General features: G+C 58.1%; 17 protein-coding genes. 10 read left to right on the forward strand and 7 right to left on the reverse strand.

What is annotated here, in order from left to right; translation table 11 throughout:
* Window positions 1-6 precede the first annotated feature (6 nt).
* From arnA to JQR86_RS15035, 7 genes are all read left to right on the forward strand, one after another.
* Window positions 7-1998 carry a bifunctional UDP-4-amino-4-deoxy-L-arabinose formyltransferase/UDP-glucuronic acid oxidase ArnA gene (gene arnA / locus JQR86_RS15005; RefSeq protein ID WP_434153820.1) on the forward strand — a complete coding sequence of 664 codons (1992 nt, stop codon included), beginning with the start codon at window positions 7-9 and terminating at the stop codon, window positions 1996-1998.
* A gap of 2 nt (window positions 1999-2000) precedes the next feature.
* Window positions 2001-2882, forward strand: coding sequence for a 4-deoxy-4-formamido-L-arabinose-phosphoundecaprenol deformylase (gene arnD, locus JQR86_RS15010; RefSeq protein ID WP_434154931.1), 882 nt, complete (start codon window positions 2001-2003; stop codon window positions 2880-2882).
* Entirely contained in the window at window positions 2879-3223 is a 345-nt protein-coding gene (arnE, locus tag JQR86_RS15015) for a 4-amino-4-deoxy-L-arabinose-phosphoundecaprenol flippase subunit ArnE (protein WP_074822769.1), read from the forward strand. The genes arnD and arnE overlap by 4 nt, the downstream gene beginning before the upstream one ends.
* Entirely contained in the window at window positions 3220-3633 is a 414-nt protein-coding gene (gene arnF / locus JQR86_RS15020) for a 4-amino-4-deoxy-L-arabinose-phosphoundecaprenol flippase subunit ArnF (protein WP_074822776.1), read from the forward strand. Before arnE ends, arnF begins: the two co-directional genes overlap by 4 nt.
* Window positions 3634-5022, forward strand: coding sequence for a UDP-glucose dehydrogenase family protein (locus tag JQR86_RS15025; RefSeq protein WP_434153821.1), 1389 nt, complete (start codon window positions 3634-3636; stop codon window positions 5020-5022).
* The gene (locus tag JQR86_RS15030; protein WP_434153823.1) at window positions 5019-6707 is read left to right on the forward strand and encodes an ArnT family glycosyltransferase; all 1689 of its coding nucleotides are present in this window, start codon (window positions 5019-5021) and stop codon (window positions 6705-6707) included. The genes JQR86_RS15025 and JQR86_RS15030 overlap by 4 nt, the downstream gene beginning before the upstream one ends.
* A 176-nt stretch (window positions 6708-6883) precedes the next feature.
* Entirely contained in the window at window positions 6884-7870 is a 987-nt protein-coding gene (locus JQR86_RS15035; protein ID WP_407362924.1) for a zinc-binding dehydrogenase, read from the forward strand.
* Between the two features lie 60 nt (window positions 7871-7930).
* Here the strand turns inward: JQR86_RS15035 and JQR86_RS15040 are convergent, their stop codons facing one another.
* From JQR86_RS15040 to ptsP, 3 genes are read right to left on the reverse strand one after another with little or no spacing between them, the layout of a single operon-like run.
* Window positions 7931-9685, reverse strand: coding sequence for a PTS fructose-like transporter subunit IIB (locus tag JQR86_RS15040; RefSeq protein WP_407362923.1), 1755 nt, complete (start codon window positions 9683-9685; stop codon window positions 7931-7933).
* Between the two features lie 13 nt (window positions 9686-9698).
* Window positions 9699-10640, reverse strand: coding sequence for a 1-phosphofructokinase (pfkB, locus tag JQR86_RS15045; RefSeq protein WP_010797216.1), 942 nt, complete (start codon window positions 10638-10640; stop codon window positions 9699-9701).
* A complete protein-coding gene (ptsP, locus tag JQR86_RS15050; protein WP_434153824.1) occupies window positions 10637-13519 on the reverse strand; it encodes a phosphoenolpyruvate--protein phosphotransferase in 2883 nt (960 codons plus the stop codon). Before ptsP ends, pfkB begins: the two co-directional genes overlap by 4 nt.
* Window positions 13520-13855: 336 nt before the next feature.
* On the opposite strand from ptsP, the gene cra reads away from it, so the two are divergent.
* Window positions 13856-14851 (forward strand): catabolite repressor/activator, encoded by a 996-nt coding sequence (cra, locus tag JQR86_RS15055; RefSeq protein ID WP_019366296.1) that lies wholly within the window; start codon window positions 13856-13858, stop codon window positions 14849-14851.
* Between the two features lie 12 nt (window positions 14852-14863).
* Window positions 14864-15652 carry a TatD family hydrolase gene (locus tag JQR86_RS15060; protein ID WP_434153825.1) on the forward strand — a complete coding sequence of 263 codons (789 nt, stop codon included), beginning with the start codon at window positions 14864-14866 and terminating at the stop codon, window positions 15650-15652.
* A gap of 4 nt (window positions 15653-15656) precedes the next feature.
* Here the strand turns inward: JQR86_RS15060 and ampE are convergent, their stop codons facing one another.
* The 4 genes from ampE to JQR86_RS15080 form a co-directional block, all read right to left on the reverse strand.
* Entirely contained in the window at window positions 15657-16490 is an 834-nt protein-coding gene (ampE, locus tag JQR86_RS15065) for a regulatory signaling modulator protein AmpE (RefSeq protein WP_407362920.1), read from the reverse strand.
* Window positions 16487-17047, reverse strand: a complete 561-nt coding sequence (gene ampD / locus JQR86_RS15070) for a 1,6-anhydro-N-acetylmuramyl-L-alanine amidase AmpD (protein WP_407362919.1) — start codon at window positions 17045-17047, stop codon at window positions 16487-16489. The genes ampE and ampD overlap by 4 nt, the downstream gene beginning before the upstream one ends.
* Window positions 17048-17148: 101 nt before the next feature.
* Window positions 17149-19344: a DUF1631 domain-containing protein gene (locus tag JQR86_RS15075; protein ID WP_407362918.1), complete on the reverse strand. Its 2196-nt coding sequence runs from the start codon at window positions 19342-19344 to the stop codon at window positions 17149-17151.
* Between the two features lie 633 nt (window positions 19345-19977).
* Window positions 19978-20831, reverse strand: a protein-coding gene (locus JQR86_RS15080; protein WP_434153827.1) for an IS5 family transposase whose coding sequence is annotated in 2 segments (ribosomal slippage) — window positions 19978-20483 and window positions 20483-20831 — 855 coding nt in all. Because the reading frame shifts where the segments join, the coding sequence is not laid out codon by codon here.
* Between JQR86_RS15080 and JQR86_RS15085 the strand changes: the two genes are divergently transcribed.
* Entirely contained in the window at window positions 20830-21228 is a 399-nt protein-coding gene (locus JQR86_RS15085; protein ID WP_407362917.1) for a hypothetical protein, read from the forward strand. The genes JQR86_RS15080 and JQR86_RS15085 overlap by 2 nt on opposite strands.
* Window positions 21229-21641 lie beyond the last annotated feature (413 nt).

Genomic DNA, 21641 nt, shown 5'->3' on the forward strand with positions numbered 1-21641 from the left:
TTACCCATGACCAAGACTGTTGTATTTGCCTATCACGATATTGGATGCGCCGGAATCGAAGCGCTGATCGCGGCCCAGTATGAAATCGCGGCCGTGTTTACCCATGCCGATGATCCGAACGAAAACCGCTTCTTTGCTTCCGTAGCCCAACTGTGTGCTCGCCACGGTATTCCGGTGCATGCCCCGGAAGATGTTAACCACCCGCTCTGGATCGAACGCATCCGTCAGCTTGAGCCGGGATTCATTTTCTCTTTCTACTACCGTCACCTGCTGAGCGAGGACATTCTCGCTACGGCCAGAAAAGGCGCCTATAACCTGCATGGCTCCCTGCTGCCTCGTTATCGGGGTCGTGCGCCTGCGAACTGGGTATTGGTCAATGGCGAGACCGAAACCGGCGTCACTCTGCACCGCATGGAGCGTCGTCCCGATGCCGGCCCGATCGTCAGTCAGTCCAGGGTAGCGATTACACAGGACGATACGACGCATACCCTGCATGCCAAGCTCCGCGAAGCATCAAGCCAGCTCCTGGTCGAAATCCTCCCGCGCCTGGCTCACGGTGATGTGCAGGAAGTTACGCAAGACGACAGCAAGGCCTCCTACTTTGGTCGCCGTACACCTGCCGACGGCGAGCTGGACTGGACACGCCCAGCCAGCGAGCTTTACAACCTCGTCCGCGCGGTAACCCAGCCCTATCCGGGCGCTTTCAGCTTTGTAGGCGATCGAAAGCTTATTGTCTGGCAAGCCCAGGCCGTAGACACCCGTCACGACCAGAAACCTGGCGCCGTCGTAAGTCTTGATCCACTGCGTATCGCCTGCGGTGACGGCGTACTGGAGATTAAAGCGGGCCAGCAAGGTGACGCCGGGCTTTATCTGTCCGGGCCGCAGCTGGCACGGGAGATGGGACTGGTCGAAGGGCTTCGCCTGCGCCGCAGCGATGCCTTCAAGGCCAAGCGTCGCACGCGTGTACTGATCCTTGGCGTGAATGGCTTCATTGGTAATCACCTGTCTGAACGCCTGCTGCGGGACGGCAACTATGAAGTCTACGGTCTGGACATTGGCTCCGACGCTATCGACCGTTTGAAGGGCGATCCTAACTTCCACTTTGTGGAAGGCGACATCAGTATCCATACCGAATGGATCGAGTACCACATCAAGAAGTGCGACGTGATCCTGCCACTCGTGGCCATCGCTACGCCGATTGAATACACCCGTAACCCGCTGCGTGTATTCGAGCTGGACTTTGAGGAAAACCTCAAGATCGTCCGCTACTGCGTGAAGTACAACAAGCGCGTCATCTTCCCGTCCACATCCGAAGTCTATGGCATGTGCGACGACCCGGAGTTCGACGAAGACCAGTCTCGCCTGATCGTTGGCCCGATCAACAAGCAGCGCTGGATCTACTCCGTTTCCAAGCAGCTGTTGGACCGCGTGATCTGGGCCCACGGCAAGCAGGATGGCCTCAGATTCACCCTGTTCCGTCCCTTCAACTGGATGGGTCCGCGCCTGGATCGCCTGGACTCTGCTCGAATCGGCAGCTCCCGTGCCATCACTCAGCTGATCCTAAACCTGGTGGAAGGCACGCCGATCAAGCTGGTGGACGGAGGTGCGCAGAAACGCTGCTTTACCGACGTGGATGATGGCATCGAAGCCCTGTTCCGTATTATCGAAAACAAGGGTGGTCGCAGCGACCAGCAGATCATCAACATTGGTAACCCAGACAACGAAGCTAGCATTCGCGAACTAGCCGAAACCCTTCTGGCTCAGTTCGAAGCGCACCCTCTGCGCCACAACTTCCCACCGTTCGCAGGCTTCCGCGAGGTGGAGAGCCGGTCGTTTTATGGCGAAGGCTATCAGGACGTCTCCCATCGCAAGCCCAGCATTGCCAATGCCCGCAAGCTCCTGGACTGGCAGCCCACCATCGAGATGAGCGAAACCATCGGCAAGACCCTGGACTTCTTCCTGCGCGAAGCATTGAACAGCCAGGTGGACGAGGCGTAATGATCGAGGTGGGATTGCGGATCGACGTGGATACCTTTCGTGGCACACGTGAGGGTATTCCACGTCTGCTTGAGCTGTTGGATGAAGCTCAGGTCAAGGCGACGTTCTTCTTTTCGGTCGGGCCGGACAACATGGGGCGCCATCTCTGGCGCCTCATCCGGCCGCAGTTCCTGTGGAAGATGCTGCGCTCCAATGCAGCCAGTCTGTATGGCTGGGACATTCTCCTGGCGGGCACGGCATGGCCAGGCAAGCCCATCGGCCAGCACCTGGGTCATCTGATGCGACAGACTCAGGCGGCAGGCCATGAGGTGGGCCTGCATGCCTGGGACCACCATGGCTGGCAGGCTAACGCTGGGCGCTGGAGCATGGACCAGCTGACCCGGCAGATCCGTTATGGCGTAGACACGCTCAGTGACATCCTGGGTCAACCCGTAACCTGCTCCGCCGCTGCCGGCTGGCGGGCGGATGAGCGGGTTATCGAAGCCAAAGAGGCCTTTGGTTTTCGTTACAACAGCGACTGCCGAGGCCACTCATTGTTTCGTCCTGAGCTCGCCAATGGTGTTGCCGGAACGCCGCAGATTCCGGTCACCCTGCCGACGTACGACGAAGCGATTGGCCCAAACCTGTCGGCTGCAGGCTTTAACAGCTACCTGATGCAACACATCATGCCGGCCGACCTGAACATCTATACCGCCCATGCGGAAGTAGAGGGGATAGCCCTGGCCGACCAGTTTCAGCGCCTGCTGGCACTGGCAAAACGGCTGAATGTTCAGTTCAAGCCGCTTGGGGAATGCCTGCCTTCTGACCCCTCCCGCCTTCCCCTGGGTACGGTTACCCGGGGCGCTCTGGCAGGCCGCGAAGGCTGGCTGGGCGTGCAGGCATGACCTTCGCCCTGGTGTTGGTGGTCAGCCTGCTGAGCGGTCTTGGGCAGGTCGCCCAGAAAGTCGCCGTGGAACGCTGGCGCGGGCGGTCCGTCAGCCTGTGGCGCAAGCTGACCTCACCCTGGCTGATGTTTGGGCTGGCCAGCCTGGGTACCGGCCTGCTGCTCTGGCTGCTGGTTCTGCAGCAGCTCGAAGTCGGCATGGCCTACCCCATGCTCAGCCTGAACTTTGTCTGGATCACTCTGGCGGCACATCGACTTTTCCACGAGCACATCGATGGCCGTCACTGGCTGGGTATCGTCCTCATCATGGTGGGCATTGTGCTGCTGAGTACACAACGATGAATCAGCATCGCGGACTTCTGCTGGCGCTGGCCAGCGTATGCCTGGTGAGCCTCGCCCAGCTCTCGATGCGCGGTAGCATGGCGGCTCTTCCTTCACTGACAGAGGCCATGGCCTCTCCTGAGCTGCTCAGACAGCACGTCGGGGCGCTGGCCGGACTGCTTGCCGGTATCGCCTGCTACGGACTTTCGATGCTCTGTTGGGTTGCTGCCCTGTCGGTATTGCCGTTGGGACGGGCCTACGCGCTGCTCAGCCTCAGCTACCCCCTCGTTTATATCGCCGCCGTGGTGGTTTTCGGTGAATCCATCACCTGGCTCAAATCGGTCGGTATCGCCCTCGTCATGCTGGGCGTATTCGCTATTCATTCAAGACGCCCGGATGACTCGCGTCCGCTGGCGCAAGAGGAGTTGTAAGTGAAAATCAGTGTGTTCGGTATTGGCTATGTAGGCCTCGTTCAGGCCGCCGTGCTGGCTGAAGTCGGTCATGATGTTCTGTGCATGGACATTGACCGACACAAAATCGAGCTGCTTGAGCAGGGCGTGGTCAGTTTGTACGAACCTGGCCTGGAAGGGCTCGTTCGGGAAAACATGGAAGCGGGCCGCCTGCGCTTTACCCATGATGCCGCCCGCGCGGTCCAGCATGGCCGTGTACAGTTCATCGCCGTCGGCACCCCGCCCCTGGAGGACGGCTCGGCCGACCTTGCAGGCGTCTTTGCCGTCGCCCAGACCATTGCCCGTCACCGTACGCAGCCTGTGGTGATCGTGGAAAAATCCACAGTACCCATAGGCACTGGCGATCGCCTCACGGCACTGATCCAGAGCACACTGGACGAGATGGGCAAGACACTGGACTTCGATGTGGTATCCAACCCCGAGTTTCTCAAGGAAGGCGCTGCTGTAACCGATTGCCGTCGCCCGGACCGTATTGTCATCGGTACCGAACGGGAAGACAGCCGCGACGTCATGCGGGAGCTCTATGCCCCCTTCAACCGCAACCATGATCGTATCCTGTTCATGGACCGCCGCAGTTCCGAACTGACCAAATATGCGGCTAACGGCATGCTGGCGACTAAAATCAGCTTTATCAACCAGATCGCCGAACTGGCCGAGCATTTGGGAGCAGACATCGAGTCGGTTCGCAGAGGCATCGGAGCAGATCCACGCATCGGTTATCACTTCATCTATCCGGGCTGCGGCTACGGTGGCTCGTGCTTCCCCAAGGACCTGAAGGCTCTGATCCACACCGCCGAGCAGGAGAACTGCCAGACCAGCCTTCTTCGTGCTGTCGAGGAAGTTAACGAACAGCAGAAAAACAAGCTGTTCAACCTGATCCACGATCATTTCAAAGGAAACCTGGAAGGCAGAACCTTTGCCATCTGGGGTTTGGCATTCAAACCCAATACGGACGATATGCGGGACGCACCCAGTCGCATTCTGCTGGAAGCCCTGTGGGCGCATGGCGCGCAGGTGCGCGCGTTCGACCCTGAGGCCATGCAGGAAGCGCAGAGACTGTATGGGCACGATGAGCGTCTATTGCTGATGGGCACACCTGAGGCTGCGCTGAACGGTGCGGACGCCCTGGTCATCTGCACCGAATGGCAAATGTTCAAGGCGCCCGATTTCGACCTTATCCAGGACAAGCTCAGGGAGCCACTGATTTTTGATGGCCGTAACCTGTACGATCCTGCACGCCTGGAGCGTCGTGGCATTCAGTATTACGCCATCGGCCGCGGCCAATCTGTTCGCCGCGCCAGCCTGACCGCTACCTATTCGAATACGGCCGGCCAACGGGAGGCTTCATGAGTCAGGGAGCCTCCCGCCCACTCTCGCCCAAGATGAAATTTTTCATCTGGTGCGGGCTGCTGCTGGCCTTCTATCTGGTGACAGGCCTGATCGGTCGTGGACTCTGGAAAGCCGACGAACCCTACTCGTTTGGCATGACCTGGAATTTTCTGACCAGCAGCGACTGGATCGTACCCCGGGTAGGCGCAGATCCCTTCATGGAAAAACCGCCCCTGATGTATTGGACAGGGGCAATCACGGCCTACCTTTTCCTTCCCTGGCTCTCGCCTCCCGACGGCTCACGCATGGCCGTTCTGGGATGGATGCTGCTTACACTCTGGACGTTGTATCGCCTGACCGAGCGCCTCAGTCCCGGCAGAGGACTGGTCGCCTGCCTGTTGCTGCTGGGAACGATGGGTATGGTTCAGCATGCCCATCTATTGATTGCCGATATACCGCAATTGACAGGCGCCATGCTCGCACTGGCAGGGCTTGTAGGCTTTTCCCTGGAGCCGACACGCTACCGCCGCGACGGACTGCTCTTCGGAACAGGTTTTGGCATTGCCCTGATGAGCAAAGGTCTGCTGATACCGGGTGTGCTGGGCGTTACTGTTTGCGCTGCCGTCCTGCTTCAGCCGCGCCGCTACTTTACGCGCCCCGGCTTTGCCTGGCTGGGCTGGGCACTCCTCGCGGCGTCGCCCTGGCTGCTTATCTGGCCGGCCCTGCTATGGAAGACCGATGAAACACTATTTCTGGAGTGGTTCTGGGTCAATAATTTCGGCCGCTTCTTTGGCCTTTCCCAACGCAATAGCATCAGTGATGGGGCGGGCAGCAACCTCAAAGAACTACTGGGTCTGTCCTTTCCCGTAGGATGGGTGCTATTAGGCGCCTTCGCAGCCGGACTCTGGCGCAGCCTGCGCCAACAGCGCCTCAAGGCTGACTGGATCGCGCTGCGTGAGGACTCGGGCCGCTTTATGGTCTGGCTTTACGTTGCAGTTTTTCTGTTTGTTATCATGACCTCGGCGGTCTTTCGCAGTGTTTACGTGCTTCCGCTGTTTCCGGCACTTGCCCTCCTGGTAGCCGGCTTGCCACTGCCCGAGCGCTTCAACCGCGCCGGCCGTCTGTTTGCGATCATACTGTTCAGCGTAATGGGCGGATACCTGTGGTTTGGCTGGTGGGCCATCCAGAGTGGCCATACGAGCCTGATCGTCTCCGGCCTTCGCCGGCTGGTTCCAGTAGAAATCAAACTGTCACCCAGCCCTGCCTGGTTTGTTGCAGCGCTGCTACTGACCGGCCTGTGGTTGATCACTATCGCCTGGCGCAAGCGCCTGGAGGCTGCACACGTCTGGTTTGCCGGCATTACGCTGTTCTGGGGACTGGCCAATACACTTTGGCTTCCCTGGGTGGACCTAGGGCGCAGCTATGCACGACCGTTCGAGGCACTCGAGCAATCGCTTCCGGCACAATTCGATTGTCTGAACACAGTCAACATGGGTGAATCCGAACGCTCGATGCTGCATTACTACACAGGCATAAAGCCGGTCATGGTCGCCACGCCGGAGCAGGCTCAATGTGAGATTCAGATGCTGCTCGACCAGCAGCATCACCCGATCAAGGTAGACGAGGCGCATTGGCAGTTGATATGGCAGGGCCGGCGTGAAGGGGATCGCCAGGAGCGTCTCCGAGCGTTCATGAAAGCCCCCTAAACCTCCGTAGTCAGGACTGGTTACTGACGACGATACGAGGTAGCCAGTTCCTGCACCACTATTCGTTTCCTGCTTCGCATCCGCTGTTCCTGCTCATGTTTCTTTTCTGCCGGGCTTTTAGGTGTCGTTACGGATCCCCATAAAGGAAGAAACATGCCCCTCAACAGGAGACCTCTATGCTAGATGTACACGCCTGGACCTGGCGCCACGGTAACGAGCCTACGGATCTGGTACTGGAAACCCATGCCATTAGCGAGGATCTGGCGCCTAATGAAATCCTGATCGCCAACAAGGTCATCGGCATCAACCCTGTCGACTGGAAATTCATTGCGCAGGCCGAAAAGGTCTGGAAGCCGGGCCATATTCCAGGCGTGGACGGCATGGGCGTCGTAATCGCGGCCGGTCGCGACGTGCACCTGCGTATCGGAACGCGGGTCGCCTATCACCAGAACCTCTACTACGCCGGCAGCTATGCCACGCATATCAAGATCGCCGCCCACATGGTGATGCCGGTGCCGGACGGCCTTAGTGACACTGCTGCCGCCGCCTTCCCCTGCCCTACCCTGACCGCCTGGCAGTCGGTCATGAAGGTACCGGATGCAACCAACAAGGATGTGCTCGTGACCGGCGCCGGGGGCTCGGTCGGATCGCTGGTGGCACAACTGGCGTTGCAAAAAGGCTGGCGCGTCTGGGTAACCGCAGGGGAGCAGCACCGCGAAAAGCTGCTGTCACGTGGCGTGACCGAGGTCGTGGATTACCACCAGGAAAACTGGCGGGATCTGTTACTCGAAAAGCTACAAGGCCGTAAATTCTATGCTGCCTTTGACACAATCTCCGGCCAGCATGCCGCCTCGCTGGCCGGTCTTCTGGGCCTTAATGGCCATCTGGTCTGCATTCAGGACCGGATTGAGCAGCCGCCCTTGCCTGCCTTCACAACGGCGATCTCTTACCATGAGGAAGCCCTCGCCTCGATCCACCAGCATGGCACCGTCCTGGACTGGATGGAGCTGACCACCGCAGGAGCCGAGCTGATGGATCAGATCAAGAACAATCGATTGGCCATGCCTACTCTTGAGGTTGTTCCCTTCAAACAGCTGCCCAACGCGTTAAAGGATCTGAAAGCTGCCGTGCGGACACGCAAATATGTCGTTCAGTTGGCCTGATCCGGCAGTATCAGACAAGTCGCCAACGCATTAAAAAGGGCTCCTGAGAGCCCTTTTTTATCATGCCGCAGGTACCAGTTCTTCCTGTACCTCCCCCCGCTTGATCACAGCGTACACCACACCGGTCAAGATACTGCCCGCCGCAATGGCCGCCAGGTATAGCCAGGCGTGATTGATGGCGTTGGGAATCAGGAGTACGAAAAGACCGCCATGGGGTGCCATCAACTTGCAGCTGAACAGCATGACGAGCGCACCGGTCAATGCGCCGCCCGCGATGCTCGCGGGGATCACACGCAGCGGGTCTTTCGCTGCAAAGGGAATTGCCCCTTCGGAAATGAAACACAACCCCAGGACAAAGGCCGCCTTGCCCGCTTCACGCTCGCTCTGGGCAAACTTGCGGCGCGCCAGAACGGTAGCAAGCCCCATACCGATCGCAGGCACCATACCGGCCGCCATCGTAGCCGCCATCGGACCATAGGTCTTGGATGCCAATAACCCTACGGTAAAGGCATACGCCGCCTTGTTGATCGGCCCACCCAGATCCACACACATCATGGCACCCAGAATGACACCCAGCAGAACGGCATTAGACGTCCCCATGTTTTCCAGAAAGCCCGTCAGCGCGGTCAATGCCTGGGCAACCGGCGTTCCCACAACATAGATCATCACGAGGCCGGTAATCAGGCTCGCCAACAGCGGAATGATCAGAATAGGCTTGAGGGCCTCCACGCTGGCCGGCAGCTTCACCCAACGAGCGATCGCCTTCGCCACATAACCGGCCAGAAAGCCTGCCACGATACCGCCGATAAAGCCCGCGCCCAGATTACTGGCCAGCAACCCACCGATCATTCCCGGCGCAAGGCCCGGCCGGTCGGCAATGGAGTATGCAATGTAACCGGCCAGCACCGGCACCATGAGCTTGAACGCGGCTTCGCCACCGATCTGCATCAATGCAGCCGCCAGCGTGCCCTGCTCCTTGAACGCCTCGATCCCAAAGACAAACGACAGGGCAATCAACAGGCCTCCGGCGACTACCATAGGCAGCATGTAGGACACGCCCGTCAGCAGGTGCTTGTAGACTCCGGTCTTTTCCTTTTTCGCACCGGCCTTGGCTTGTCCGGAAGACGAAGCAGCCACCGCACCTCCCAGGATCTCACCCTCAGCTAATGCACGCTTGAGCGTAGCTTCAGGCTGCTTGAGGGCAACACCAGTACCGCAACGGAAAACCTTCTTACCCACGAAGCGATCCGTATTGACCTCGATGTCAGTTGCCAGCAGAACCGCATCGGCCTCCGCGATCGCCTCGGCACTGAGAGGGTTGCGTGCGCCCACTGACCCCTGGGTTTCCAGATCCAGCTTATAGCCCAGCTTCTTGGCGGTCTGAATCAATGCCTCAGCCGCCATGAACGTATGCGCAACGCCGGTTGGGCAGGCCGTGATCGCCACCAGACGGGGCTGCTTGGCGGGCGTAGCGGCTGCGCTGACAGCTTCAGGCTCGGCGCTGGCTTCGTACACCTTGGCCTCACGCTCGGCACGCTGCAAAAAAGCATCGACGTCCCGCAGGGCTTCCGCCGGTGTTGCACGGTAAACGCGCTTGCCCGCGAAGCGGCGAAGGTCTACCGCACCGGTATGCACAACGACAATCAATTCAGACCGAGCGATCTGATCATCCGTCAGCAGCGTAGCTTCGGGGCCGTCGTGGATTTCAACGCTGGTCTGCCAGCCACGGCGCTGTGCGGCAGCATCCAGCAATCGTGCACTGAGCACACTGGTAACCATGCCCGTCGGGCAGGTCGTAACGATTGCGATATTCATGAGTTATCCCTGCTTATTGTTCTGTCATGACGTGAACACTGACGCCGTTCGCCAACTCTGCCAAACGGGCAGGATCATCAATGCCAAAGCCGATTTGAGTGACGGCCATGGCAGCAATGGCTGTGGCGTTGCGTAGCGCGTCCTGCGGCTCAAGTCCAGTGAGCAACCCGTGCGCCATACCGGCCAGAAGCGAGTCGCCGGCCCCTACGGTGCTGGCCACCTGCACCCTGGGCGGAACGGCCTGCAGTACGCGACCTGGCGCAAACCACCGAACACCCTCGCTGCCCTGAGAGATCACTATGTGCTCAACACCCTGAGCGGCCAGCTGAGCGGCCAGCGTAGCCTGCTGCTCGGCAGTATCGGCAGGTGCCGAACAGGCGTCGGACAGCTCCTCGGTATTAGGCTTGACCAGCCACGGCCCAGCCTTGAGCCCGGCACGCAGCGCGGCGCCACTGGTATCCAGTGCCACCCGCAAGCCTAGGGCTTTCAGCCGTTGAACCAGCTCGGCAAGCCAGTCGGCACCGATGCCGCGTGGCAGACTGCCGGCCACAACGGCCAGATCGTGTCCCGGTGCTACGTCGTCCAGGGTGCGCAGCAACTGAGCCTGGGCAGTCTCGGTAACGTGCGGTCCCGGTCCATTGATGTCCGTAATGCGGCCTGAGGTTTCGGCCAGCTTGATGTTACTGCGGGTCTCGCCCTCTACCCGCACAAAGGCATCCTTGAAGCCACGCTCGGCAAACAAGGCTTCGAACGGCTTGGCGTTATCAGCGCCCAGAAAGCCGGTTACGGTCAGCGAATGCCCCAGGTCTGCCAGGACCTGAGCCACATTCAGTCCCTTGCCTGCCGCGTGCATGACAACCGCTTCACTACGGTTTACTTCTCCCGGATGCAGTTCGGGCAGTCGCACCGTCAGATCCAGCGCGGGATTCAAGGTAACGGTCAAAACACGGCTCATTGCATGGCCTCCACACTGGCGCGCACTTCATCTGCTGTCGCCAGCGCCAGTGCTCGCTGGGCACAGGCTTGTGCAGCCACGAAATCCAGTTCACGCACCCGCGCCTTGACCAGCGGAATGCTGCGCGCTGAAACGCTGAGTTCATCCACACCCAGCCCCATCAAAAGCGGAACCGCCAGCGGATCGGCGGCCAACTCTCCGCACACGCCTACCCACTTGCCATGTGCATGGGCGGCCTGGACCGTCATATCGATCAGGCGCAGCACGCTGGGATGCAAACCATCAGCCTCGCCGGACAGCAAGGGATGACCGCGGTCGATCGCCAAGGCGTATTGGGTCAGGTCATTCGTTCCGACGCTGAAGAAATCCACTTCCTGCGCCAGCACCGGTGCCAACAGGGCTGCCGAAGGTACTTCGATCATGATGCCTACCTGCAGATTGACCGCCGGAATCTCCTGCCGCAGACGATTGAGGATGTCTCGCGCCTGACGCCACTCCTCAACCCGTCCCACCATCGGAAACATGATTCTGAGCGGACGCCCCTCGGCCGCACGAAGCAAGGCGCGCAGCTGGGTTTCCAGCACCTCCGGGCAACGTAGGGTCAGGCGTATACCGCGAATACCCAGGAACGGGTTCTCTTCGGCTGGAATCGGCATATAAGGCAACGGCTTGTCGCCTCCCACATCCAGCGTACGCACCACCAGCGGTCGTCCATCCAGCGCATCCAGTACGCGTCGGTAATCCTTTTCCTGCGCCTGCTCATCAGGTGCTGAATCATGGCTCATGAATACCAGCTCGGTACGCAGCAGGCCAACGGCCTCTGCGCCCTGTTCGACTACCGCCGGGGCATCCGCCGTGTTGCCCAGGTTCGCAGCCACCTCAATGCGGTGCCCGTCGCGGGTGACCGCAGGCTCAAACCGCTTGGCTTCAGCCTCCTGTCGACGATGCTCCCGCACCTCGCGCTCTACACGAACCTGCTCGATGCGTGCGGCATCCGGCCCGACCTCGACAAAGCCATGATCGCCATCCAGCAGCAGAATGGTCTGAGGTGCAAGGTTCAGTACGCGCGGGCCAGCGCCTACAATCGCAGGAATACCCAAGGCGCGGGAAACAATGGCGCTGTGAGAGCTGGCACCCCCACGTGCCGTCAGGATACCGGCGACCCTGTCACGGTCCAGACGCGCCACATCACCAGGCCCGACCTCATCCATGACCAGCACATAGGGCTCGCTTGGTTCACTGGCGGAGCCAACCCCACACAGATGCCCCAGAACACGGCGGCCTACATCACGCAGATCAGCCGCACGTTCGGCCAGGAGCGCATCCTTCAATGACTCCTGCTGAGCGGCCGCCTCCTCGATCTGTGCATTCCAGGCCGCTGCGGCGCTGGCATTGCGCTTGAGGCGCGTCTGTACGCCCTCACGCAGATCCGGATCATCAAGCATCTCCAGATGGGTCAGGAAGATGTCGCGAATAGCGCCCGCCTCGCTACGGCTGATCAGGGCATCGATTTCCGTTCTGACTGCCGCCAGTGCCGCTTCGAGGCGCTCGGTTTCAGCGGCAGCCCCCTCACCCTCGGCAGGAAAGTCGAAATGCTGCTGAGCCACGACATAGGCTGGCCCAACGGCTAGCCCCGGTGCCGCAGCAATGGCCTTGAAGGTATCGCCTGAGGCTAGCGGCGCCGTGTCCTCTGCTCGCGCCAGAATATTGGTTTCAACCGGCACGGCCGCGTGCGTCGGTTGAGTATTGGCGCTAATGGGCTCAACCTCTTCACCCAACCCGGCCTCGACCGCCGCGACAAGATCCCCCAGCAGCGCTTCGGCATCGGTTCCCGGCTCAGCCAGAAACTCCAGCACCTGACCACGGCGCGCACCCAATGCCAGCAGGCGAGACAAGCTCTTGGCCGAAACGGCCGTTCCGCCATCCACCCTGACCCGAACCTCACCGGTTGAAGCCTTCGCCACACGCGCCAGCTCCTTGGCCGGACGCGCATGCAAGCCATGGGCATTAGCCAGCACCACACTCGCACAGGGCCAGTCCGGTGCTACCTCACCGCCCAGCGCTTCGAGCACCGCCCGGCTGGAGGTTGCCTGGCTAAGCTCCTGGGCACGGCCAGCGATCAGCAAGTCACACAGGCGCTCCAGCAAATCACGGTGAGCCTCACCAAGGCTGGCCAGACAGAACAAGCCCTTGACTGGCTGCCCCTCCAACGTCACCGGCGCTGCGGGTGTCACAAACGCAAGACCAGGACGGCTTACGGCATGGTCGCTGTGCAGCCACCAAAGCCCTTCTCCTAGTGGCAGAGGGACGCCCGTTTGTAGCGCACCGGCAAATCCCGCCTCAACGCATTGTGTCTTCTTCAGAAGACGTGCCCCTTCCCACGCTAAGTCTTCAAGATCATCAGCCTCCACGTGCAGACGCACCAGCTGGTCATCCAGCTCAAGCTCTTGCGGGGCGCCATGCAGCAATTGAACAATCGCCTCGGCGCTTTCGGCACGGCGAATCGCCTCGTCCAGCGACTTTTCACCCAGTGCACGCGTCAATAACTGGAGAATTCGAAGGTGTTCATCAGATTTGGCGGCAATTGCAATGGCCAGATAAGCGGTCTGCCCTTCACCCCAACTTACACCATCGGGGAATTGCATGATTCGTACGCCCGTTGTAAACACATGGTCACGGGTCTGAGGAGTACCATGGGGAATGGCAATACCCTGTCCAAGGTAGGTAGAACCCTGGGCTTCGCGAGCACGCAAACCATCGATATAGCCGGGAGCCACAAGCCCATCCGCGACAAGGGCCTCACCCAGTAGGGCAAGCGCGCTATCCTTGTCAGCGGCCTGTTGTCCCATGCGAATATGCTGCGCATCGAGTTCGAACATTCAAATCCTCCATGGCACTACGAGCGACCGAAGAGCACCGTGCCTTTCTTGTAATGATTGTTTTAGCCTAATCGCATGTTGAATCATCGACATCGGGCGATACAGACCTAACAGCGATAAGACACTATTGTGCTGAAACGTTTCACCAAAACAGAGTGGCACGTTACTCGATAATCGTTGATCCTTGAAGCACTACACACAATAAAGGCCAGCCCATTGCGTTAGATACCGGACCGTCTGTTTTCGAAAATGGATTATCGTCAATGAAAGGCAAGGTATTGCGGTCATATAAGCAAGAAAGGCGTTCCAGACCGCACGGCCACAAGAGGAATCGTTTTGAAGCTCAGTGATATAGCTCGACTGGCAGGCGTCTCCGTGACCACGGCCAGCTACGTCATCAACGGAAAAGCCGACCAGCGGCGCATCAGTCCAGCCACCGTCACGCGCGTACAGCAAGTGGTCGAACAATACGGCTACCAGCCAGACCAGCGCGCCGCTGGCTTGCGTCGCGGCCAGACCCTGACGCTTGGGTTCATCCTGCCTGACCTGGAAAACCCCAGCTATGCACGGCTGGCCAAGCAGCTGGAAATCAGAGCCCGGCTGCGGGGCTATCAACTGCTCATTGCCTGTACCGACGATGAACCCGATACCGAACGGCAATTGCTCTCGCTGTTTCGCGCACGCCGCTGCGATGGCCTTATCACCGCCAGCTGTCTGGCCGATGACGATACGCCCTATCGCCGCCTGCAGGCAGAGGGATTGCCTGTAGTAGCCGTGGACCGTCAGCTCGATCCCAGCCAGTTCTGCTCTGTCGTCAGTGACGACCGGACCGCCAGCTCTCTTCTGACGAAGACCCTGCTGGATACGCCGCCTCGAGAAATAGCTCTGATCGCGGCCCGCCCGGACCTTGTCATCAGCCGTGAGCGCGCCGCAGGTTTCGAATCGGCCCTGCAGGACTTCAACGGCAAGAAGCTGATTCGCTATGGCGAGCAGTTCAGCCGCACCTGCGGACGCGACCTGATGCTGGACCTGATGAGCGAGCTGGGCCATATGCCTGATGCGATCATTACGACGGCATACGTGCTGCTGGAAGGCGTTTTCGATGTTTTCCAACAGCAGGCTGAAGGCTGGCCTTCCCATCTGCGTCTCGCCACCTTTGGCGACGCCCAGCTGCTCGACTTCGTTCCCATCAAGGTCAACGGACTCTATCAGCAGCACGAACTCATTGCAGAGCAGGCCCTGAACCTCATGCTGGACGCCATCGAATCCCACCATTACGAGCCCGGTGTTCATGCCATCCCCCGGCAGCTCAAGACTCGTCACAAGGACTAGCTGGCCCCTACCATGTTGATCGATACCCATAACCACCTGGACTTTCCCGGCTTCGATGATGATCGGGAGGCACTCCTGCACCAGTGCGCATCGCTAGGCGTACGGCGTCAGGTGCTGATTGGTGTCGAAGAATCCCTATGGTCGCAGTTATGGTCCACCGCGCTGGCCCATGAACCGCTCTACGCGGCCCTGGCCCTGCATCCCTGCTATCTGGACGTGCACAAGGAGAGCGACATCGACACGCTCAGGGCATGGCTGGATCAATGGGCTGGTCATCCCAAGCTTTGCGCACTGGGTGAATTCGGACTGGATTACTATATCGAGCAGCCCGACAAGGCACGCCAGCAGACGCTTTTCGAATCACACCTCAAACTGGCTATCGAATACGAACTACCGAGCCTGCTGCACGTCAGAAAAACCCATGCCGATGTCATCGCCACGCTAAAACGCTACAAGCCGCCCAGAGCGGGCGTTGTCCACGCTTTTGCGGGCAGCTACGAAGAAGCACGGGAGTACCTGAAACTAGGATTCAAGCTGGGCTTAGGCGGCGCGCCGACATGGCCGCAAGCCAATCGACTAAGAAAGGTCGTGCCGCGGCTGCCGCTGGACGGCATCGTTTTGGAAACCGACGCCCCTGACATGGCCCCGGCCATGTACCCAGGCATCCGTAACAGCCCTACCCATCTGCCTGATATCTGCGCGGCACTGGCCGAGCTGTTCGGCGTGACCTCCGAAGCGCTTGCCCAGGCCAGTACAACCAATGCATGTGCCGTCTTTGGGTGGGACCCTGACACGCTTTAGAAGACTAGCGTCCCACCACCGTCCAGAGCGCCAACAAGACGTACCAGAGCACAGCAGCTCTGACGAGCAACTGCCACAACGTATCAAGACTGTGAACACCCGCCTCGGCATCCAGAGCCACAGGCAAATCAGCCGCAGCGCGACCGGCATCAGCCAGCAGCTTGGGAGTGGGAATATCCCAGTTCAACCACTCGGATAACGTTGCGCGGCTGGCGCAAAGAAAATCACCGACTAGCGCAAAGCTGGCAGTGAGCAAGCGTGCCGGCAGCCAATCAAAGGCATGGCACAGCTGTTCTGCATGGGCGCGCAAGGCAGGGCTACACGCATGGGCAGCCGTCAGCGCAACCAGCCGATAAGCCAACGCCATGAGCGGTCCCAGCACAACGTACCAGAAAATCACGGCAAAGAAGCCCTCGTGGCCTCGCCATAGCAGCTGCTCTTGCACATGCGCCAAGAGCCCATCCGGCGTTTCCGCTTGAAGGCCCAAGTCCTGCTCTGCACGCAAGGCTGCGGCCTCTAGATCACCCCGCCGCCAGGAATCCCTGAAACCTGCCAATGCCTGCCTGGGGTCATGCCGGCCCAGGCTGTACAACAGCACGAGCACATGCACGGGCAACAGCAGCCAGCCATAGGCAACCGGCGTTAATACCGCGAGCACCAGAGCCAATATCAGCAGGGGAATACCTATCACAACGATCAGCGCGATTGAGCTATGACGCCCTACATGCAGCTCCACCTCAGCCAACAGCGCGCGCCACCAGCCGTCACGCTGCAGCCGCAACCGCCAGTGGGTTGTCCATACAACGCCCAACACAAGCAATAAGCTCAGAAAGGTCATTTACCCTCCCCTGTCAAAAATGCCCGATACCGGTCCCAATCGAAGGCAGGCCCAGGATCGGTCTTGCGGTCTGGTGCAATATCACTATGCCCGCAAATACGGTCAGGTGTTATGGCTGGGTAATGCCGAAGCACATTGCGCGTCAGTTGCTCAAGCACATGGTATTGCGCCTGCGTATAAGGCTCGGTATCGGTACCTTCCAGCTCAATCCCTATCGAAAAATCATTACAACCTTCCCTGCCCGCAAAGCAGGATACGCCAGCGTGCCAGGCACGATCATCACAGGACACAAACTGCGTCACAGCGCCTGTACGTTCAATTAGAAAATGGGCTGACACCCTTAACGAGGCTATTTCCTGAAAAAAGGGATGTTCACTGCAGTCCAGCGTGTTTTGAAAGAAAGGCTGGACCTTTCCCGTCCCAAACTGGCCGGGCGGCAAACTGATGTTGTGGATAACCAGCAGCGAGACCTGCTCTCCCACGGGACGCTCATTGTAGTTGGGTGATGGGCAACGCTGAGCGTGAGCCCACCACCCCGCCTGAAAATCTGGGGACATAAGAACTCCTGTGAGCGCTTAATGTAAACCAGAGCGGCAGAAGGACCAAGAACACCGATTCGAGTGGCCCCATGATCGGTGTTTTGAATAAGCGGAAGGGATCAGGTGCGTTTGAGCGTGCGGAGATTTCCGATGACGGACTCCAGCGCTCGATCAAACAACAGGGCATCGTCCAGAATACGCAGCTTTCCATGACTCAAGTCGACAGCCAGGCTTTCACGTGACTTTTCCATCACCTTCATGCCTGCGCGATTTACAAAAATATAACGTCCGGCAGACTTGATAACCGCCGCCAGCTTGCAACGGACCTTGTGATCATCGGCCTCGGTCAGCTCAATCCAGCTACCCACATGGATAGCGTCAATCGTTCTGAGCGACTCCTCATCCGGCTTGAACTCTGTCTCGGCAGGCTTGGCCTGAACCGGCTGAAGCACGATCTCATCAGCCACCTCAACCATCGCTGCCAGCGGCTCATGGGCTACCGCCGCCGCACCGTGCTCGACGCGCTTAGCCTGCTGGAATGTCTGCACATGCAGGGCTTCAAGCTGGGTGAAAAATTCACTGGTAGAGAACGGATCGAAAGCCGCGCTGGCAAGCCCTTCACGCAAGGCCTTGAGCAGCCCCGGCACCATACCCAGCAACTTCTGCCGCGAGCCGGCATCTTCATGCGGCTCAACACTCCAGATCAGATCATCCATCGTCTGCAGCGCGGCGAGCCATTCGGCAGAGCCATAACCCTGCTTGAGACATGTCAACAGGAGTACCTGACTCCATGCTTCACGAATCACCCGAACCACTACTTCCGGCAGCGTACGCCCAACCAAACGCTCATTCAGCGCGGCCTCTACCTGCTGGCGAGCCTGCTCAGCCCGCGCACGTCCCTCTTCCGCATCCCGTGTGCGCTGCTCAAGCAACTCACTCCGGCGACGCTCATCACTCATATAGGCCAGGAAGTCATTCAACAGCTCGCTGAAGATATCCGGGTCATCCACAAAGTCACTGAGCAGCCGCTGAACGATCTGCTCGATCTTTAGATAAAGCCCATCGCGCTGTAGCTCATTCTGCTCTTCCCAACCAAGCGAGGCCGCCGCAATCTCATTCAAGAGCTTACGAGCCGGATGATTGGGTCGGCTGAAGAATGCCTTATCCAGCACCGCCACCTTGAGCATGGGAATCTGCAGGCGGGCAATCAGGGCTTTCAAGGAGTCAGGCAGCGTCAGGTCATCAAGAATGAACTCGAATAGCATGGACACCAGATTGATAACGTCATCATCAACCTGCCCCACTACCCGCTTTCGACCGCTACGGGCACTGATGCGCCCCAGCGCGTCATCCAGCATCCCGCGCAGGTCGTAACTGTTCTCGACATGCGAAGGCACATGCTGCTGCAAGTGGGATAGCAGCCGCATTAGATCGTAACTGGTAATAGGGTGAAGCTCAGCCGCGCCTGCTGGCTCGCCGCCGGATAGGCCCATTGAGCCGCCACCACTGCGACGTACCTGCGCAAGTAGCCCCTGCAGCGCGCTGAATACTTCCTGATCCTGTTCGCTGTCCGGTGTGGTGGATGCCGTGCGGCCGGTATAACCCGATGCACTGCGCCCCGTATTACGCGGCGGCGCCAGTTTGAGATGAGGGAGAATCCCTGCATCGATCAGCTGCTGATTCGCCTCGGCATACACACGGTCCAAACCGTTCAGCACAAAGCGCTCGAACAGTTTGAGAATGATCAGCTTGACCTTGATCTCAACACCCAAACCACGGCACGCATCCAGAAACGCTTCGCACAAAGGACGAGGCGCCAACGGGTTGGAGTTTTCGTCCAGCGTTCGGCTTAACTGAGTGTTGAAACGAATACTTAGATGGCCCAGGGCCAGCGCATTACGGGTGACAGCTTTGGTCACCATTGTATCGAGCGCGACAGACTCTTCGAGCTGGTCATTCTGGACCAAGCTCAGATCCTCGAACGAAATGGCGTCGAGCTGCGCAGTATTTTTTGCCGTGTCTGCCTGATTCAGGCCCGCGAAACGCTCAAAGTAACGCTGCAAAAAATTACGCTCAATCGTCTTGCGCTTCAGGCGCAAGTCACGCATCGCTTCGAAGAACAGATTCTGCTCGTTGTTGCTGGTGGCGCGGTCAGCCATCTCGAACAACGCATCGTCCGCGTTATCGAACAATTGCTGGAGCGCTGCATTGAGCCGCTGGGCAGCTTTGTCGCGTACCGGAACGAGGGCAGCAGGAATCCGCAACGCCGCATCACTGAGCGTTTTGAAATGAACCACATTAGCGTCGTTCTGCATTGCCCGCCTCCTGCAGCGTACCGTTATGACCAGCCTGCCTGCATACCCCGTTACGAGCCTTGAACAACGTTGATCCCATAGCGTTGATAAGTGAACGTTGCGTTGATCATCATTACAGAGTAGCTGTACCAGCTAACCGAGATCACCGCATAGGTATGACCTTGATCATGTTTATGGTTGAGCTACGGCGACTCCCATCTCTAGTGAGGGAATCTGAACAGCGTTCATCCATAAAGTTGCCTTTACCCGCTAATCGTACCCTGAGAAGCGTGAGCTAACCATCAAGATTTCGACCAATCGCCAGCCAAACGCTGATACGTCCAGGGACATCACAGAAAAAACCTAAGCTGCATGTTGCAGCAAGCAGCAACTCATAAAAGAAAGGGCATGGTGCAACAATTGCATGAAATATCCTTCGCCTTGATTTTCACACAAGGCCGCACTGCCACTACCTCTTTGCAAGCCCCCAAGGCTGAAAACTAGCAGTGTTTTTTTGACACCTGCGTCCATAGAGACAATCCGCTTTAGCACGAACGTCAGCTCTCATTAAAACCTTATCACTCAAAGCATTAAGTAAATCGCATTGGCATATCGGTTGCTTGAATACCCCAAAAATCAAGCCGAGCTTTATGATTAGGGTTTGTCTGAAAAGTCGGCACGCATGCATCGCTCGATACAGGCCAGCGTTACCATGGCCTTGAAGCTGCTAGCCAGCTTGTCAAAGCGAGTACAGAGCCGACGCTTTCCCTTTAACCAACCGAATAGCCGTTCGATCACGTTACGCTGTTGATACTTGGGCCTATCAAACAGGCGAGGCAGACCTGGCCGGGGCTTGCGGTGCATCGTGCGCTGAGCAATCACCGGTTGCATACCGAAGCGGTCGCAATAGCGACGCAACCCTTCACTATCGTAGCCCTTGTCCGCGATCACTGTCCGGCAACGCTTGCGTGGTCTGCCCTGAGAGCCAGGAAGACGCACCTGATCGAGTAACGGAATAAAGTTGCGCGAATCGGCCTGCTGACCAGGCGAGAGGGTAAAGCTCAGCGGATAACCATTGGCATCGCAAAGCAGGTGAATCTTGGTACCTAACCCACCCCGGCTGCGTCCCAGGCAATGATCTACAGGTTCGTCCGGGCCCCTTTTTTTCCGCCTCCTGCCGCGGCACGGGTAGCTCGAATGGTCGTAGAGTCCACCATCCAGGTATCCAGATCGATAAAGCCATCTTGGCGAAGCCGCAGATGCAGACGAGTCAATACGCGCTCAAACGTTCCGTCGTCCCGCCATTGGCGAAAACGCTGATAGACCGTTTTCCAAGGGCCGTAGCGTTCGGGTAGATCACGCCATTTGGCGCCGGAGCAAAGGATCCAGAAGATACCATTGAGCATCTGTCGATCATCCCGGCGAGGACGGCCCATGGTCTGGGGAGGAGAAACGATGTCTTCAATCAATGCCCAGCGCTGACTCGAAAGCTCGTAGCGACCTGTCATGTCTGCCTCCGCTTGCCACAACGGCATTAGGCTAACAAACGCGACTTTTCAGACAAACCCTAAGCACCAAACAGAAATAGGTGAGCAGAAAATTGTGATATTGGAAGGCCCTCGACAGGGCTTTTCCAAAAAGTTTATGTCACTTATACGCAATAAACTGATCGAAGCTGATTACTTCGCTTTTAGTGATCAAAATGACATTTGGCATGAAGATAAATTGGAGCGCAGCGTAATTAGTTTATCCACCATAGAAAAAAGCACTCCAAGGTTATATTTTACACGAACCCACCTGATTGACGAGAACGGAAACTCCATCGGCTATTCCCCTCTTTTCCAAGGAAAACCCAGCTTTAACAATGCACTCATACAAAGCTTAGCGGGGGAAACATCATGCTAATCAACCAGAGAACAAGAACTGTTAGAAGAAACCCATTCGACAGCCATATCGTTTCACATGACTGACTAACCTACTTGCTTGTAAGTGGCTGCAATGGCACTGTAATTTACGACAGCAAGCCGAGCCGTGAACACCCCAGCATATTTATAATATTGTAGGCTGCCACATCTCCTTAAAAACAGATTCACCCGACTTGCCAGAAGCTTGGGAGGCACTTTAAGGGAATACAACGAACGTAATTTGAAGATACTCAAGAGCTATGAGCACCTCTTAAGCAGCGAAAGCAAAAAATCGCTTACCAACTATCGTACAGCTATAAGCTCCAAAGCTGCTAAAAACATCTTATTCCTTAAAAAAGCAAACGTATACAGACAGCATGCCATTGAAAACATAAGCCTATATATGACAGCTAT

The organism is Pseudomonas sp. JZ134 (genome assembly GCF_051027695.1).
Lineage (GTDB): Bacteria > Pseudomonadota > Gammaproteobacteria > Pseudomonadales > Pseudomonadaceae > Chryseomonas > Chryseomonas luteola.